Source organism: Niastella caeni, assembly GCF_004834005.1.
Classification (GTDB): Bacteria; Bacteroidota; Bacteroidia; order Chitinophagales; family Chitinophagaceae; genus Niastella; species Niastella caeni.
Window position 1 is genome coordinate 269,467 of sequence record NZ_STFF01000001.1, and the last position, 16,012, is coordinate 285,478.

General features: G+C 44.9%; 15 protein-coding genes. 7 read left to right on the forward strand and 8 right to left on the reverse strand.

Going from position 1 to position 16,012, the window contains the following annotated elements:
- Nucleotides 1-250 precede the first annotated feature (250 nt).
- Nucleotides 251-1,015, forward strand: a complete 765-nt coding sequence (locus FAM09_RS01120; RefSeq protein WP_136575237.1) for a discoidin domain-containing protein — start codon at nt 251-253, stop codon at nt 1,013-1,015.
- An 88-nt stretch (nt 1,016-1,103) separates the two neighbouring features.
- On the opposite strand, the gene FAM09_RS01125 is transcribed toward FAM09_RS01120, so the two are convergent.
- From FAM09_RS01125 to FAM09_RS01140, 4 genes are all read right to left on the reverse strand, one after another.
- Nucleotides 1,104-2,114: a glycosyltransferase family 9 protein gene (locus FAM09_RS01125; protein WP_136575238.1), complete on the reverse strand. Its 1,011-nt coding sequence runs from the start codon at nt 2,112-2,114 to the stop codon at nt 1,104-1,106.
- 22 nt (nt 2,115-2,136) lie between these two features.
- Nucleotides 2,137-3,369: an MFS transporter gene (locus FAM09_RS01130; RefSeq protein ID WP_136575239.1), complete on the reverse strand. Its 1,233-nt coding sequence runs from the start codon at nt 3,367-3,369 to the stop codon at nt 2,137-2,139.
- Nucleotides 3,370-3,372: 3 nt separating this feature from the next.
- The gene (locus FAM09_RS01135; protein WP_208025463.1) at nt 3,373-4,353 is read right to left on the reverse strand and encodes a DedA family protein; all 981 of its coding nucleotides are present in this window, start codon (nt 4,351-4,353) and stop codon (nt 3,373-3,375) included.
- Between the two features lie 67 nt (nt 4,354-4,420).
- Nucleotides 4,421-5,932, reverse strand: coding sequence for a dicarboxylate/amino acid:cation symporter (locus tag FAM09_RS01140; protein WP_136575240.1), 1,512 nt, complete (start codon nt 5,930-5,932; stop codon nt 4,421-4,423).
- 201 nt (nt 5,933-6,133) lie between these two features.
- Between FAM09_RS01140 and FAM09_RS01145 the strand changes: the two genes are divergently transcribed.
- From FAM09_RS01145 to FAM09_RS01155, 3 genes are all read left to right on the forward strand, one after another.
- Nucleotides 6,134-7,846, forward strand: coding sequence for an amino acid permease (locus FAM09_RS01145; RefSeq protein WP_136575241.1), 1,713 nt, complete (start codon nt 6,134-6,136; stop codon nt 7,844-7,846).
- 264 nt (nt 7,847-8,110) lie between these two features.
- Entirely contained in the window at nt 8,111-8,833 is a 723-nt protein-coding gene (locus tag FAM09_RS01150; protein WP_136575242.1) for a YebC/PmpR family DNA-binding transcriptional regulator, read from the forward strand.
- A 102-nt stretch (nt 8,834-8,935) separates the two neighbouring features.
- Nucleotides 8,936-9,346, forward strand: coding sequence for a thiol-disulfide oxidoreductase DCC family protein (locus tag FAM09_RS01155; RefSeq protein WP_136575243.1), 411 nt, complete (start codon nt 8,936-8,938; stop codon nt 9,344-9,346).
- Between the two features lie 131 nt (nt 9,347-9,477).
- On the opposite strand, the gene FAM09_RS01160 is transcribed toward FAM09_RS01155, so the two are convergent.
- The 3 genes from FAM09_RS01160 to FAM09_RS01170 form a co-directional block, all read right to left on the reverse strand.
- On the reverse strand, nt 9,478-9,789 hold the full coding sequence (locus FAM09_RS01160) for a hypothetical protein (protein ID WP_136575244.1): 312 nt from the start codon (nt 9,787-9,789) through the stop codon (nt 9,478-9,480).
- A gap of 12 nt (nt 9,790-9,801) precedes the next feature.
- On the reverse strand, nt 9,802-10,593 hold the full coding sequence (locus FAM09_RS01165) for a PhzF family phenazine biosynthesis protein (protein ID WP_136575245.1): 792 nt from the start codon (nt 10,591-10,593) through the stop codon (nt 9,802-9,804).
- A gap of 158 nt (nt 10,594-10,751) precedes the next feature.
- Nucleotides 10,752-13,145, reverse strand: a complete 2,394-nt coding sequence (locus tag FAM09_RS01170) for an alpha-ketoacid dehydrogenase subunit alpha/beta (protein WP_136575246.1) — start codon at nt 13,143-13,145, stop codon at nt 10,752-10,754.
- Nucleotides 13,146-13,371: 226 nt separating this feature from the next.
- Here FAM09_RS01170 and FAM09_RS01175 point away from each other — a divergent pair, with 226 nt between their 5' ends.
- The 3 genes from FAM09_RS01175 to FAM09_RS01185 all read left to right on the forward strand — a co-directional run bounded on the left by FAM09_RS01175 (nt 13,372) and on the right by FAM09_RS01185 (nt 15,700).
- On the forward strand, nt 13,372-13,809 hold the full coding sequence (locus FAM09_RS01175; RefSeq protein ID WP_136575247.1) for a DUF1573 domain-containing protein: 438 nt from the start codon (nt 13,372-13,374) through the stop codon (nt 13,807-13,809).
- Nucleotides 13,810-13,822: 13 nt separating this feature from the next.
- On the forward strand, nt 13,823-14,269 hold the full coding sequence (locus FAM09_RS01180) for a DUF1573 domain-containing protein (RefSeq protein ID WP_136575248.1): 447 nt from the start codon (nt 13,823-13,825) through the stop codon (nt 14,267-14,269).
- A gap of 237 nt (nt 14,270-14,506) precedes the next feature.
- Nucleotides 14,507-15,700, forward strand: a complete 1,194-nt coding sequence (locus FAM09_RS01185) for a pyridoxal phosphate-dependent aminotransferase (protein ID WP_136575249.1) — start codon at nt 14,507-14,509, stop codon at nt 15,698-15,700.
- Between the two features lie 64 nt (nt 15,701-15,764).
- Here the strand turns inward: FAM09_RS01185 and FAM09_RS01190 are convergent, their stop codons facing one another.
- Nucleotides 15,765-15,995 (reverse strand): hypothetical protein, encoded by a 231-nt coding sequence (locus FAM09_RS01190; protein WP_136575250.1) that lies wholly within the window; start codon nt 15,993-15,995, stop codon nt 15,765-15,767.
- Nucleotides 15,996-16,012 lie beyond the last annotated feature (17 nt).

Sequence of the window (16,012 nt, forward strand, 5' to 3'; positions counted from 1 at the left end):
TTTCTGATTTAGAGATTTTTGGATTTCGAGATTTGTTCATATTTACCGTAATCCCCAAATCTCAAAATCGCGAAATCAAAAAATCAACCATCCACTTCCTACCTCTGCAACTTTCCGACTCAATAGCTATTCGTTAACAACCAGCTCCCCTACTTCAACCTCCCCCGGCATTGAATTTGATGCATATTCATATACCCTCCATTCCGCCTGCAATTTCTTCAACCCATTATTGTACTTCAAAAAGTATAGTATGAAAAATATTTACTACCGTAGTTTTAGAACAGCTTGCATTACAGCCCTGTTATATATAACAGGTACGAACCTTGCCTCGGCCCAGTCTACCATTGATCACTCTAAAGCCGAATACATTCCCAATAATGTGGGGAAGATAATACCCAATGTATCTTACGCAGATCCCCGCCAAAAAACCAGGTATGTGTATGAAACTAACAATAATAACACTCGGCTTCCCGAAGCGGTAGCCCTTAATGAGCTGTATATTACGCCCAGCAATGACGGTATCGTATTACGGTGGCGCACCACCTGGGAACCCGATAATCTTAAATTGTATGAAATAGAATACAGTTCAGACGGAATTAATTTTCAACAGGTGGGCGTAGTTGCTGCCGGCAACTACCTTAACGGGAAAGCCTATGAGTTCAGGCATTACCCGGTAAATGCACGCGACCGGATGTTCTATCGCATTCGCATAACAGATAAAAACGGGCGGTACCATTATTCACAAATGTTATCCCTGGCGGCCACCAGCCCCACACAGAATTATGTATTCCCTACTGTTGTCAATGCCGGCATGGTGAGCGTGTACCTGAATGATTCATTCAAAATGTTGCAGATCGTAAACAGCCAGGGACAAATATTACAAGCCCAGATGTTGAATGGCCGAACAGGAAGAATTGACATTCCATTGAACGCTTCTGCAGAAGGCATTTGTTTTGTGCGCGTGTTAGGACAAGACAGACAAAGAGATATTGTGCAGAAAATTTTTATACGTTAGTTAGTCCTTACCATTAATCACTAAAGCGGTTCGGTCAATATTGGCCGGGCCGTTTTTTATACTTTACCAATTGCATATTACTAAAGAACTACTTACTTAACCGCTGATTCACCTTATTAACAATCTCAGCTATAGAGATCTTCTCCATACACTTAAAATGCCCGAGCGGACATTTATTGTACCCTATTTTAGAACAGGGCCGGCAGTACAATGGCCGCACCTCCATAATATCATAAGGCAGTTTGTCTTTCGGTAATTGCGGTGATAGCTTACCGTAATACGGGTACATGCCAAATTCAGGCACGGTATTTCCCCAGATAGAAATTACAGGCCTTTTAAAAGCAGAAGCAATATGCATTAACCCGGTGTCGTGCGTAATGATCAATTTGGCGCGGCGTACCAGGTCGGCTGATTCATTGATGTTGAACTTGCCGCATGAATTGTAGATCTTATGCCGGTCAATGCCGGCAATTTGTTCGCCCTGATCACGGTCTTCTTTACCTCCTAATAAAATAATAGGATGTTCAATAGCGTTGCACAATTCCTTCAGCTTATGAACAGGTAGCTTTTTGGTATTATGCGCGGCGCCGATCACCACACCGATATAACCGGCCAGGTGCCCGGCGGGAATATCACTTTCTTTTACTTTATCTGTTTCCGGAATAAAATAATCCAGTCCACGGCCATCGTTCTTCACCCCCAGCGACTGCACCGTTTCCAGGTAACGGTCTACAATATGTACATCGGGAAGAAAATTGAGTTTAATTGTGGTGAATACGAACTTCTGAATGTTAAGCTTATTGAAAGAAAATGCTTTTTTACCCAATGCTTTTTTAACCCGCATGGTACGCAGGTTGTGATGCAGGTCAATCACATAATCAAAATTCTCCTGCTGCAGGGAGGCAATCACAGCATCCAGGTCATCTTGCAGGTAATGCAGTTTATCAATATACGGATTGGCTTCCAGCACTGCCCGAAAGCTGGCTTTGGTAAGATAATGGATCTCCGCTTCCGGCAACTGCTTTTTCAGGCAACGGATAACAGGTGTTGTTAAAACAATATCCCCAATGGAACTAAATCTGATAATAAGAATTTTCATATTTTTCTATAGTCCGAACACACTACTCTTCTACGTAATTAAGGTCTTTATGAAAAGTTTCTTCTGAAAAATAAGCTGCTATCAGGGTGATGATCATTACAATGATACCAGTAACGATCCCGCTCTTCACGATGCCCCATTTCCAGGAATCATTAAACAGGTCTTTAAACATCAAATTAATCAACGGCAACGAACCCCGCACCATATTGGGAATGGTGGTGGCAGCGGTAGCACGCAAGTTGGTGCCGAACTGTTCTGCCCCCATTGTAACAAATATTGCCCAGAACCCGGTACTGAAGCCCAGCAGTGTGCAGATGAGGTACATGGCGGTATCGCTGCTGTTCAATGAGCTGAAGAAACAAACACCCATTATAATAGTGAGGCCATAAAACAAATACAGCGCTTTCTTTCGGCTTTTGAAATACTGACTGATGAAACCGATGACGATATCACCGATGGCAATGGCTGCATAGGCAAACATAATGGCCTTGCCGCTATCTATATTGTTGTTACCATACAGGGCTGTGGCAAACCGGTTGCTCAAATTCACCATCACGCCTATTACAAACCAGGTAGGCAACCCTATTAATATAGCCAGGATGTATTTTCTGAAACGGGTAGCATTGGTAAAGAACATGAAGAAATTTCCCCGTTGCACCTTTTGCGTTTTCAGCTGGTTAAACATGCCGCTTTCTGCAACGCTTATCCGCAACACCAGCAGCACCACACCCAGGCAGCCACCAATTTTATAACACAAGCGCCAGTCCTGGCTGAATTCAAAGGTGTAATAGGCAAACACTGCCCCGAATAAACCGATACCCGCCACCAGTGAAGTACCCAATCCTCGCTTTTCTTTTGGCATTAATTCACTTACCAGTGTTATACCAGCGCCCAGTTCACCAGCCAAACCTATCCCCGCTGCAAAACGGGCCCATGCATATTGATCTACCGTATTCACATAGCCGGTTAAAAAATTAGCTACCGAATACAGGAGGATCGATCCGAACAGCACACTCAACCTGCCTTTTTTATCGCCCATGATGCCCCAGATAATTCCACCCAGCAAGAGGCCGATCATCTGCCAGTTGATGATCTTGGTGCTGATGGCCACCATGGTTTTATCGGTGCCGCCCAATGCTGCGATGCTGGGTTCCCGAACTATTGTAAAAAGCAACAGGTCGTAAATATCAACGAAGTAGCCCAATGCAGCTACAATAACTGCAAGGCTAAAAACAGAAGCTTGTTTCAATTGCATTCGTTAGTTAGTTGGAGGTGGTGAAACCTTTTCTTTCTTTTTACCGGAAAACAGTTTTATCAATACGGGGGCGGTAGTTACTATAACAATGCCCAATACTATTACTTCGAGGTGTTTCTTCAGGTCAAAATCGAATTGGGTAAAGATCCATTTTTGTAAGAAATGCCCGGCAATGATCATGCTGAACACCCACGCAATACAACCCACCATGTTAAAGAATGAAAACTTCTTTCTATCCATCGCCACAATACCGGCTACAATTGGCGCAAAGGTGCGCACAATGGGTAAGAAACGCGCCATGATGATAGCGCCGCCGCCATGCTTCTCATAAAATTCATGGGCATCATACAAATACTTCTTCTTGAACAGAAAACGGTCGCGCCAGTGGAACATGGTTGGACCAATTTTTCTTCCAAACCAATAGCCTATGGCATTACCGAGGATACCGGCCACAGAGATCAGGGCGATGAGGATGAACAGATCGAGCCATTCATAGCGTATTCCGGCAATCCCGAATTTTTTAAACAGGTCATCTATCAGTGCCGTGCTGTAAATACCGGCAACAAACAGCAGGCTGTCGCCCGGTAAAAAGAAACCTACGAACAAACCCGTTTCAGCAAATACGATGAACAGCAACAGGAAGAAACCGCCATATACAATGTAGAACATTGGGTTCAGCAGGTCTTTCCAGGTGAATTTCTTATTCAGGGTAATAACATCATTATCTTTCAGGGAAGCGGTGGCAACCGTAAGCGGTTCATGGTGCGCGCTGGTAATGGTCAATGAATCGGCCGGCATTACAGTAATTGTGGTAATACCCGATTTATCAGTTTTGTATTCATTGGTTTGGCCTGCAATCGCTACAGTTATTGTTGAAAGCGGTGTTTCGTATTGATTGGTACATTGGATCCTAATCTGCTGTTGTGCCATTGCTCCGGAAACCACCCACACGCTCAACAATAAAAAAATCAGACGTTTAAACATAAAAATTTAATGAAAGAGTTTTATTTTTTAGGTTTTACACCGGTTCCCGGTACCGGGTAACCGGTAACTAATTATCAACTAATACAGGATCCGTTTGGGCCATTTCAGGTTTCAGTTCGCCTTCCCATTTACTGACCACGCTGGTGGCCAGGGCATTTCCTACTACGTTGGTCATTGTGCGGAACATATCGCAAAAATGATCAATCGGTAAGATCAATGCAACACCTTCTGGTGGAATTTTAAACATGGCGCAGGTAGCGGTTACTACTACCAGCGATGCCCGCGGCACCCCTGCAATTCCTTTGCTCGTTAGCATTAACACCAGTAACATGGTTAACTGGGTGCCCATATCCAGGTGAATACCATATGCCTGCGCAATAGCCAAACTGGCGAAGGTCATGTACATCATGCTGCCATCCAGATTGAAACTATACCCCAGCGGTAAAATGAAAGAAACTATTTTATCCTTGCAACCAAACCGTTCCAGTTCTTCGGTGAGCTTTGGAAAAACCGCTTCGCTGCTGGTGGTGCTAAAGGCAACCAGCATAGGCGAGGCGATGCGTTTTATGAGCTGCCCTATCCGCTTTCCCAGTATCAGGTAGCCTACCGTTAATAATATAACCCACAAAAGGGCGATCCCTATTAAAAAGAACATCAGGTATTTTCCATAGAACCAGAACACCTCCAATCCTTTGGTGGCAATCACCGCTGCAATAGCGCCAAACACCCCCAGGGGTGCAAAGTTCATTACATAGCCCACCATTTTTAAAATTACATGGGCAACGGCATCCAGCGCTTTAACTACAGGTTTGGCGTAGGTACCCAATGCCGACATGGCAACACCAAAAAAAATACTGAAGATAACGATCTGCAGTATTTCATTATTGGCCATGGCTTCTATGACACTTTTTGGAAATACGTGCTCCACAAATTTAGCCACAGAAAACTCGGTTGTTTTGCCAATCAGGTCTTTGGCGCCGGCCGTATCGGCATTGCTTAAATCAACCGCATGACCCGGCTGCGCCAGATTTACAATGAGCATACCCAGTAATAAACTTACCAGTGAAGCGGTGATAAACCATAACAATGCTTTGCCGCCAACCCGGCCAACGGTTTTCAGATCGCCGAGTTTGGCAATACCCACCACCAACGTACAAAAAACCAACGGCGCTATAATCATTTGAACCAGCCGCAGGAAAATAGTAGTCAATAGTTTAATATTATCACTAAACGATTGAATGGCTTTGATAGTCGCCGTTCCATGCTTTGGGCCAACTTTAATTTTATTAAGTGTCAGCTCTTTATTGGTTTCATACGCTTCGCTGGTGTTGGCAACAACCAGCCAGGTGCCGGGCGCTACTTTTGTTTGACGATAGGTAGCAGAATCTTTAACGACCTCAATGGGCTGGATAACTTCTTTCCCTGACAAAACCAGCGTGATCGTGTCTTTTCCTGTATAATCTTTTGCAGAGGAATAGGTTATTTTATGACCAGTACCCACTTGGTGCATCAGGTAACCGACAATGATACCCGCTGCCATGGCTACCAGAATATAGAGCGTGAGCCTGTTTTTCTTCATGTAGTTCGGTTAAAAAGTAATAGGGTGCAATATAATATTAAATGAATAAACCAATTTGCCCGATCATTTATCTTTTGCCTGCGATGTGTAGAGTATTTAGCATATCTTTTAGCTCGTAATTTTAAGAAAACCTTTATCTTTCCGACCTTATACATGATTACAGACAATACTATTCATTCAAAAAAATTCTAACTAACTCTTATGAGTTTATTTGTAAAAAAACCGTTGGATTCTTTATTAAATGAGGCAAAAGATACCAGTGGACACACCCTCAAAAAAACCCTGGGCAAAGGCGCTCTAATAGCATTAGGTATTGGCGCTATTATCGGCGCCGGGTTATTCTCCATTACCGGTGGTGCTGCTGCCAATCAGGCCGGACCCGCTATTACCATTTCTTTCATTGTTGCCGCACTTGGTTGTGCTTTTGCCGGTTTGTGTTATGCAGAATTTTCTTCTATGATCCCCGTTGCGGGAAGCGCCTATACTTATTCCTATGCTACCATGGGTGAATTCGTTGCCTGGATCATTGGCTGGGACCTGGTGCTGGAATATGCCGTGGGCGCCGCTACAGTAAGTATCAGTTGGAGCCGTTACCTGGTAAAGTTCCTTGCCGGATTTGATATTCATTTACCCGTTTCCATGACGGCCGGCCCCTGGGATGGCGGTTTAATAAACGCACCGGCTGTATTTGTTGTTATTTTAATGAGTTTATTGCTTGTAAAAGGAACCAAGGAAAGCGCTACTATAAATGCCATCATTGTTGCCCTGAAAGTAACTGTTGTTTTCATCTTTATTTTCCTGGGTTGGAAATATATCAACAGTGCGAACTACGAAAATTACATTCCTGAAAATACCGGCAATTTTGGTGAGTTTGGGTTCAGTGGTATCATACGTGCCGCGGCCATTGTGTTCTTTGCCTATATAGGGTTCGATGCGGTGAGTACCGCCGCCCAGGAAGCGAAGAACCCGAAAAAAGACATGCCATGGGGTATTCTGGGTTCACTGGCTATTTGTACCATTTTATACATCCTGTTTGCCCACGTTATGACCGGTGTAACCAACTACACCACATTCAAAGGTCAGGATGGTATTGCTCCTGTAGCTGTTGCTATTGATCATATGGGCACAGCCGATGCAGCGGGTGTTGTTCATCCCGATTACCCCTGGTTGAACAAGGCCATTGTATTAGCCATTCTGGCTGGTTATATGTCGGTGATCCTGGTGATGTTGATGGGTCAAAGCCGCGTTTTCTTCAGTATGAGTAAAGACGGTTTGTTACCTAAAGTGTTTTCAGAAGTGCACCCCAGGTTCCGTACACCTGCAAAAAATAATTTGCTGTTCCTGCTCTTCGTGAGCCTGTTCGCGGCATTTGTACCAGCCCGTGTGGTAGGAGAAATGACTAGCATCGGGACCCTGTTCGCATTTATTCTTGTGTGTATTGGTGTTATCATCATGCGTAAAACAATGCCTAATGCACCCCGCGCTTTCAAAACACCGCTGGTGCCATTGGTACCTATCTTAGGCGTGTTCACCTGTTTGTTCATGATGGTATTCTTACCGCTCGATACCTGGATAAGGTTGATCGTTTGGATGATCCTGGGACTTGATATCTACCTGGCATACAGCGTTAAACACAGTTTATTATCGTCGAGAAGTGCGGAAACAATACCGCAGGGTAACAAAGTGGGCGGAATGAGCGGATTGATCCTTTCCCTGTCACTGGGCATTGTTGCCTTTATTCACCACACGTTGACGCAAAAAGATGCTCAAAAGTTTATTGCTGAAGCCACCGCCGCTGGTAAAAAGTTTAAGCCGGAAGAGGTGCCAAATGATAACGGCATCTTCTACTTTTCATTAGCATTTGCCGCATTCCATGTCATATTATTCGCGGCTAAACTGGCCAAAAAGAAATAATAAAATAGCTTCCTACCTGCTTATAAAACAATCCCGCCTTAAAGGCGGGTTTTGTTTTATTGGAGTGAGTTGGCTACTTGCGCCAGTTATTTTATTTTTGCAACCCGTTTAGGAGGTAAAGGGACATAGCTAATTGAAAACGGGCAATGGTGAATAATACTGAAGGCCGCAAGCTGCACGCTACAAGCTGCAAGCAAATACAGGACCGGTAACCGGAACCAGAAACGAACAACAAACCATAAACTACAAACTAGAAACTAATATATGGGTCGGATATTTGAAGTACGTAAGCACGCGATGTTTGCCCGGTGGGACCGGATGGCCAAACAATTTACTCGTATTGGAAAGGAAATTGCCATTGCTGTTAAAGCCGGCGGCCCTGATCCCAGTACCAACCCGGCCCTGCGGCGTTGTTTTCAGAACGCCAAAAGCGTAAATATGCCCAAAGACCGCGTTGAAGCGGCCATCAAGCGGGCATCGGGTAAGGAAATGGAGAATTATGAAGAGATCCTGTACGAAGGATACGGACCGAACGGCGTTGCTATTCTGGTAGAAACTGCTACCGATAACCACGTGCGTACCGTAGCCAACGTAAAGGCCATATTTAATAAAGGCAATGGCACCCTGGGTAACAGCGGCAGCGTAAGCTTCCAGTTCAAGAAAATGGGTGTGTTTAAACTGAAACCCGAAGGCCTTAGCCAGGACGACCTGGAACTGGAACTGATCGATGCAGGCCTGGAAGAAATGGGCGAAGGAACCGGAGAGAATGACGAAACCGTTCTGGTTATCAGGGTAGCGTTCAATGATTTCGGCAATATGCAAAAAGCCCTGGAAGAAAGGAACATCACGCCTATCAGTTCAGAAGTAGAATGGATCCCCGGCACCACCGTGCAATTGGGTGAGGAGCAGGCGCAGGAAGTATTGAAACTGGTTGATAAGCTGGAGCAGGATGACGATGTGCAGAAGGTATTCCATAATCTTCAATAGACAATCTTTCGACTTCGCTCAGGAGCAATTGACAAGAATACATTCTAAAAATCCCGCTTACAGCGGGATTTTTAGTTTACCGGCTCGTAATTTTGTCTTGAAATGATCAGTACTACTTCGAAATACATTGTTCTTTTTGATGGGGTGTGCAACCTCTGCGATAGTAGTGTTCAATTCGTTTTAAAAAGAGATAAGAAAAAGAAATTCCTGTTTGGGTCGCTGCAGGGAAAAACCGGACAGGAATACCTGCGCAAATACCACCTGCCTGCAGATCAGTTTCACTCGTTTATGCTTATTGAAGGGAATGTAGTATATACGCGCTCAACAGCGATGTTACGACTGCTGAAGCACCTGGGCCGCGGCTGGCAACTGTTGTATGCGTTTATCTATGTGCCCCAGCCTATTCGTGATGGCCTGTATAAATTAATTGCGGCTAACCGGTACAGGTTGTTTGGGAAGAAAGAGAGTTGCCGGGTACCTACACAGGAAGAAAGAGATCGTTTTCTGGAATAGCGAGCTAATGTGCAAATTAGCAAATGAGAAAACGTGCAAATGGAATACACGCGTCACGCACATGTTGCACAAAATACCGCACATTCAATATTCCCCAACTTTCTCATTCCTCATTTTTCATTCTTCACTTCTCATTTCCCGTTTCCGTTTTCCTCATCTCTTTTCATCCCCTCTCTTACTTCCCTTTGAATAATCCCTTTAAACTTTTTTTCATTAAGCCACCAGGTGAGCACGGTAGCAATAGTGACCACACAAAAACTACCAATAACAATAAACAGGAGATTTTGAGGTAGCCCCAAACCCAATACCTGCGTTAAAAAAGAAAGCACCAGGATAGCAATGAAAGTCCCCAGAAGAATATACAACAGGTAGTATTTTACCTTGCCTCCCTGACGCTGTTCTTCCCAATATTTTATAAATCGTTTTTCGGTAGCTGTTAGCACAATAATTATTTTTTATAGATCAATCTCCCCTTTCATAAAGAACACACATTGGCCGGCCATCGTTACCCGCTCACCGATGTATTCGCACCATATTTCTCCCCCGCGTTTTGATAGCTGGCGGGCAAACAATGTTTTCTTGCCCAGCTTTTCCGCCCAATACGGTATCAGTTGCGAATGCGCTGAACCGGTTACCGGATCTTCATCAATCCCAACAGTAGGCGCAAAGAACCGTGATACAAAATCGGCCTTGTTACCTTTTGCGGTAAGGATAATTTTGTGCCCAAGCTTTTTCAGTAAGGTAAAATCGGGTTGACAAAGCTGCACGATGCTTTCATCGGCTACCTCTACGAGGTAATCGCGGTGTTTGTGAACACTTGTAATAGAAATGTTACCCAAAGCAGCCGCCAGTTCATTGGGCCTGGTAGTTACGGGTTCCGGTTTCCAGGCAGGAAAATCCATACTGATCTTGTCGAGGTTTCTGGTAACCACCAGTATGCCGCTCTTTGATTGAAAGCGAATGGCAGGATAACTGTAGCCCATTACATGGAATAACACATAGGCGGAAGCCAGGGTAGCATGCCCGCAAAGATTGATCTCCGATGCAGGGGTAAACCAACGGATATCATAATCGGCATCCGGTTTCGACGATGGCACAAAGAAAACAGTCTCGCTGAGGTTGTTTTCCATAGCCAGCCGTTGCATAAGGCTATCGCTGATCCATTGATCAAGGGGAATTACAGCAGCAGGGTTACCTCCGAACAAATGGTTGGTAAATGCATCAACCTGATACAAATGAAGCTTCACAGGAATTGTTTTGAAGGGGTTATTAAGTTCTTAGTTTTCAGTTTTCTGTTCTAAGTTCTATGTTCTTAGTTTTTTGGTTATTAAGTTATTGAGTCCTTTGGCTAGTAACGGTTTTTGCTTTCAGCTTTAGGCTAGTGGCTTGCAGCGTGAACTGTCTTCTACTCAGCCATCATCTCCTGTATCACATCCACAATCTGTTCCACATTGGGTTTGCTGAAATAATCGCCATCGCTGCCGTAGCTGGGCCTGTGCGCCTGACCGGTAATGGTGCGCGGCGATACATCGAGCCAGCGGTAGCCGCCTTGTTCTTCCAATACTTTATTGTACATGTAACCGCAAGCGCCACCAGGCACATCTTCATCAACAAATACAATGCGATTGGTCTTCTTCAGCGATTCCAGAATGAGGTGGTTCACATCAAATGGCAGCAGGGTTTGCACATCAATGATCTCGCAACTGATATCGGCTTTCTCCAGTATATCAGCCGCTTCATTTATAATGCGCAGCACACTTCCATACGACACAATGGTTATATCAGTTCCTTCTCTTATAACTTCAGGAACGCCCAGCGCCACTTTATAATCAACAATATTAGCAGGTAATTTTTCTTTGAGGCGGTAACCGTTCAGGCATTCTACTACAACAGCCGGATCGTTACCATGCAACAACGTATTGTACATACCGGCCGCCTGCACCATGTTGCGCGGCACACAAATATGCATACCCCGCAGCGAATGCAACATCATGCCCATGGGTGATCCGCTGTGCCAGATGCCTTCGAGGCGGTGCCCGCGTGTACGTACAATTAACGGACAACTTTGGCGTCCTTTCGTGCGCCAGTACAACGTAGAAGCATTATCGCTTAACTGTTGCAGGCCGTACAACAAATAATCGATGTACTGAATTTCGGCAATTGGGCGCAGGCCGCGAATGGCCAGTCCTAACCCCTGCCCGATGATCGTGAGCTCGCGGATAGAGGTATCGAATATGCGGTTCTCGCCATATTTATTCTGCAAACCGGCAAAGCCCTGGTTCACGTCGCCGATCTTTCCAACATCTTCACCAAAGGCCAGCACTTTCGGATTGCTGGCAAACAACTCATCGAAGTAATGGTTCAGGATCTCATATCCGTTCATCATCGGCGCATCGTTGGCAAATTGCAACGGCGTAGTGGTTATCCTCAGCGGGCTCTTCGGACTTTCGTCGTACAGATAACTTCCGTAATTCGCATACCCCTCTTTACGCAATTGCTGGTACAGGTCTTTTACCTCTGAAACCAGGTGCGAGTTGCCTGCAGCCTGGATGGTTTTGTGTAAAGCCTGAATTACATCTTTACGCAACGGTTCGCGGTTGGCAGTTAAGCCATTTTTTGCAGCCGCAATGGCGCCGGTTGTATCAACGCCCTGGTTGATCAGTGTATCGAGTAATTCCACGCATTTGTACACCAGTTGTTTAACGGGTACAATGTATTTTTCCCAGGCTTTTTGTTTGCTTTCGCGCACCATTTCTTTAGCCGCTGTTTCAATATCTTCCAGTTCTTCCTCACTGGCCAGGGTATTTTCCAGGATCCATTCCCGCATTTTTTTATTGGCATCCCATTCGCGTTCCCAGGTGAGCCGCTCGGGCGATTTGTACCGTTCGTGGCTACCTGAAGTAGAGTGGCCTTGTGGTTGTGTTACTTCTTCAACATGAAACAAAGCGGGGATATGCGTTTCGCGCATCCGTTTAATAGCCGATTCAAACACTTCGCACATACCGGCATAATCCCATGCTTTTACTTTATATATTTCAAACCCATTGGTATTATCTTTCCGCTGCATACCGCGCATAGCCTCAGAAATAGACCCTTTGATGGTTTGCAGGCGGCGGGGCACAGAAATGCCGTACCCATCATCCCATACAAAAACAGCTAAGGGTATTTGCAACACCCCGGCCGCATTCAGGGCTTCCCAGAAATGCCCTTCCGAAGTAGAAGCGTCACCGATAGTGCAAAAACATATTTCATTGCCGTTGTCGCTCAAATGATCTAAATGTTTCAGCACATCGCTGTTGCGGAACAATTTAGAGGCCAGGGCCATCCCCAGGGCGCGCGGCATTTGACCGGCAGTAGGCGCCAGCCCTGCAGCTATATTTTTACGATTCACAAGATCGAGCCACTCCCCTTGCGCATCTACGATAGGCGTGGCAAAATGAGAGTTCATTTGCCTTCCCCCACTATGCGGATCATGAGCGGTATCGGGATCGGCATACAATTGTGAAAAGAATTCTTCAACGGTGGCCTGGCCGGTGGCAAAAGCAATAGTTTGATCGCGATAATAACCCGACAGGAAATCGCCGGGCTGGAAAAATTTAGAAGCGGCGATTTGCGCTACCTCTTTGCCATCACCAAAAATGCCAAACTTGGCTTTACCGGTAAGTACTTCTTTACGACCCAGTAAACTGGCCTCCCGGCTTTCGCAAGCTAGGCGGTAATCTTTTAGTACTTCCTCCCGAAATTTATCGAAAGAAAGTTTTTCGCCGGCAAGCGATTGATTGTGAGCAGTATTTTCCATGTGACAAAAATATTAATAATCACGCCATTTTGCGGGGTTGTTAAAAAAATGTCATTAGCCCGAAAATTAATTGGCGCGTAGGCCGTTAAAAATGTAATTTTGAACATGTTAGGGTTATATATGTTATTACCTATGATATAATTAATAGCCCTTTTTCCCTCGAAAGTTAACGGGATATTGTGTAGATTAGATGATACAGAACCAAAAACCTTAAAATTTTGTACGCATGAAAAAGATGTTATTGCTGGTTTGTCTTGCAGCCTTTGCGTTCACTACGCAGGCACAAACCGCAACCGATACCAAACCAGCGGAGACTTTACAATTAAAGGAAACCGCTTATAATTTTGGAAAAATTCAGCAAGGTCGCCCGGTTACCCATAATTTTGAAATTGTAAACACAGGAAAAGAACCGATGATGCTGGAGAATGTGCAGGCTTCCTGCGGTTGCACTACCCCTGAATGGACCAAGGATGCCATACAACCCGGCGCTTCTTCCACCATTAAGGTAGGGTACAATGCAGCCAATGAAGGGCCGTTCAATAAAACAATAACCATTCAATACAATAACCAACAAACCAAAGTACTGACCATTTTAGGAACTGTTTATAAAGGGCCTACAACCTCTGCACCTGTAAATGCGTCTTTATCATTATTGAAAAATTAAAAAAAACATACACATGAAAAGATTTGTATTAGCTTTTGCGGCATTGATCATGACTGCCGGAGTATTTGCTCAAACTGCGCCTGCTGCAACTGTTAAAAAAGCTGATAGCTTTATCAAATTCAAGGAATTAGTGCACGATTTTGGAAAAATTAAACAGGGTGTGCCTGTTACATACAACTTTGCATTTTCAAATGTTACCGATAAACCTGTAGTTATTGAATCAGCTACCGCTTCCTGCGGCTGTACAACGCCTGTTAAACCCGAAGCTCCTGTAGCAAAAGGTAAAGAAGATAAGATCACTGCCGGATTCAATGCGGCGGCCGCCGGCCCTTTTAATAAAACCATTTATGTAAAAGTTGCCGGGGTAGATCAGCCCATGGAATTGAAAATTACTGGCGAAGTGCTGAATGCTGAGGAATATGCCAAGTTTGAAAAAGAAAAAGCAAACAAAAAAGGATAATCCTCACTACAAGAAAGTAAACATCAATTTATATGAATGATCCTCACGGCGTTAGCTGTGAGGATTTTTTTTTGAACCCATTGTTCTCTATGCTTGTTTTTGTTTGGTTATAATTCATTGAATTCCATTTTACAGGAAACAGATCTGTCTACAAGAACAGTATTGTATGAAAAATAGATCGTTATAAACCAAAAACATAGCACAAAGAACTTAAAACCGTAACCCTATATTTGCGAAATGCTAACACTTAGTAGTCGCGGCAAGTTGATGCCGCCATCACCTATTCGTAAACTGGTACCGTATGCAGAGGCCGCAAAAAAGAGGGGTATTAAGGTATTTCACCTGAATATCGGCCAACCCGATATTGAAACACCGGAACCTATTTTGAATGCCGTTCGCCATGCCGACTTCAAAGTGCTGGAATACAGTCATAGCGCCGGGAACGAAAGTTACCGCCGCAAGCTGGTGCAATATTATAAGAAGGCGGGTATTGAAGTAGATCATACCCAGATCATTATAACCACCGGTGGTTCAGAAGCCATTTTATTTGGCTTTTTGAGCTGCCTCGACGCGGGCGATGAGGTTATTATTCCGGAACCATTTTATGCCAACTATAATGGGTTTGCCGTTGCCGCTGGTATTAATGTAGTACCGGTTACCTCGAATATTGAGAATGGTTTTGCGTTGCCGCCCATCTCAGCCATTGAACAACACATCACGCCAAAAACGAAGGCGATCCTTATATGCAATCCTAATAATCCCACCGGTTATTTATACAGCCGGGAAGAAATGGAAACGTTGAAGCAGGTCGTCATAAAACATAACCTGTACCTGTTTTCAGATGAAGCATACCGCGAGTTTTGCTACGGTGGTGAGCATATGAGCGCTATGCAGTTGGAGGGACTGGATGAGCATGTGATATTAATGGATACTATTTCCAAACGGTACAGCGCCTGCGGCGGTCGTATTGGCGCTTTGGTAACAAAGAACAGGCAGGTATTGGATGCCGTGATGAAATTTGCGCAGGCGCGGTTAAGTCCGCCCTCCTTTGCCCAGATCCTGGGTGAAGCCGCCGTTGACCTGCCCGACAATTATTTTGATGCAACCAAGGCGGAATACATGAAACGGCGCGATGTGCTGGTAAAGCGGTTAAATGCCATGCCGGGCGTATTGTGCCCTAACCCAGGTGGCGCATTTTATGCAATGGCGCGTTTACCCATCGACGATGCCGATGTGTTTTGTCAATGGCTCCTGGAGTCATTCTCCCACAACGGGCAAACGGTGATGCTGGCGCCGGCCAGTGGATTTTATGGTACGCCGGGATTGGGCAAGAATGAAGTGCGACTGGCCTATGTATTGAATGTGGCCGACCTCAACAGTGCGATGGATTGTTTGCAACAGGCGTTGAAGGAATATCCGGGAAAGAAATAGAAAACACCAATAACAATATGCGAGGCTGTCTTTTATTAAGGCAGCCTTTTGTTTTTGTGATTCCTCATGTTGCAGCACGGTCTATACATCTTCCCAATAACGTTCCTACGATCCTGAAATACCGGTAACTGGTGATCTCACCAACCGTTTTATAGTCCGGTATAAAGCCGGTTCCCCTGCACAGATCCTGAATGGAGATCATTGCTTCCGGTTTGCTGTTACAAGCAACTACCAGTTTTCTGCGCCGCCGGGCGCCCGCTTTGCTTTCCTTAACGGTAACCATGAAATAAGGCATGGATGTTCACTTTCATC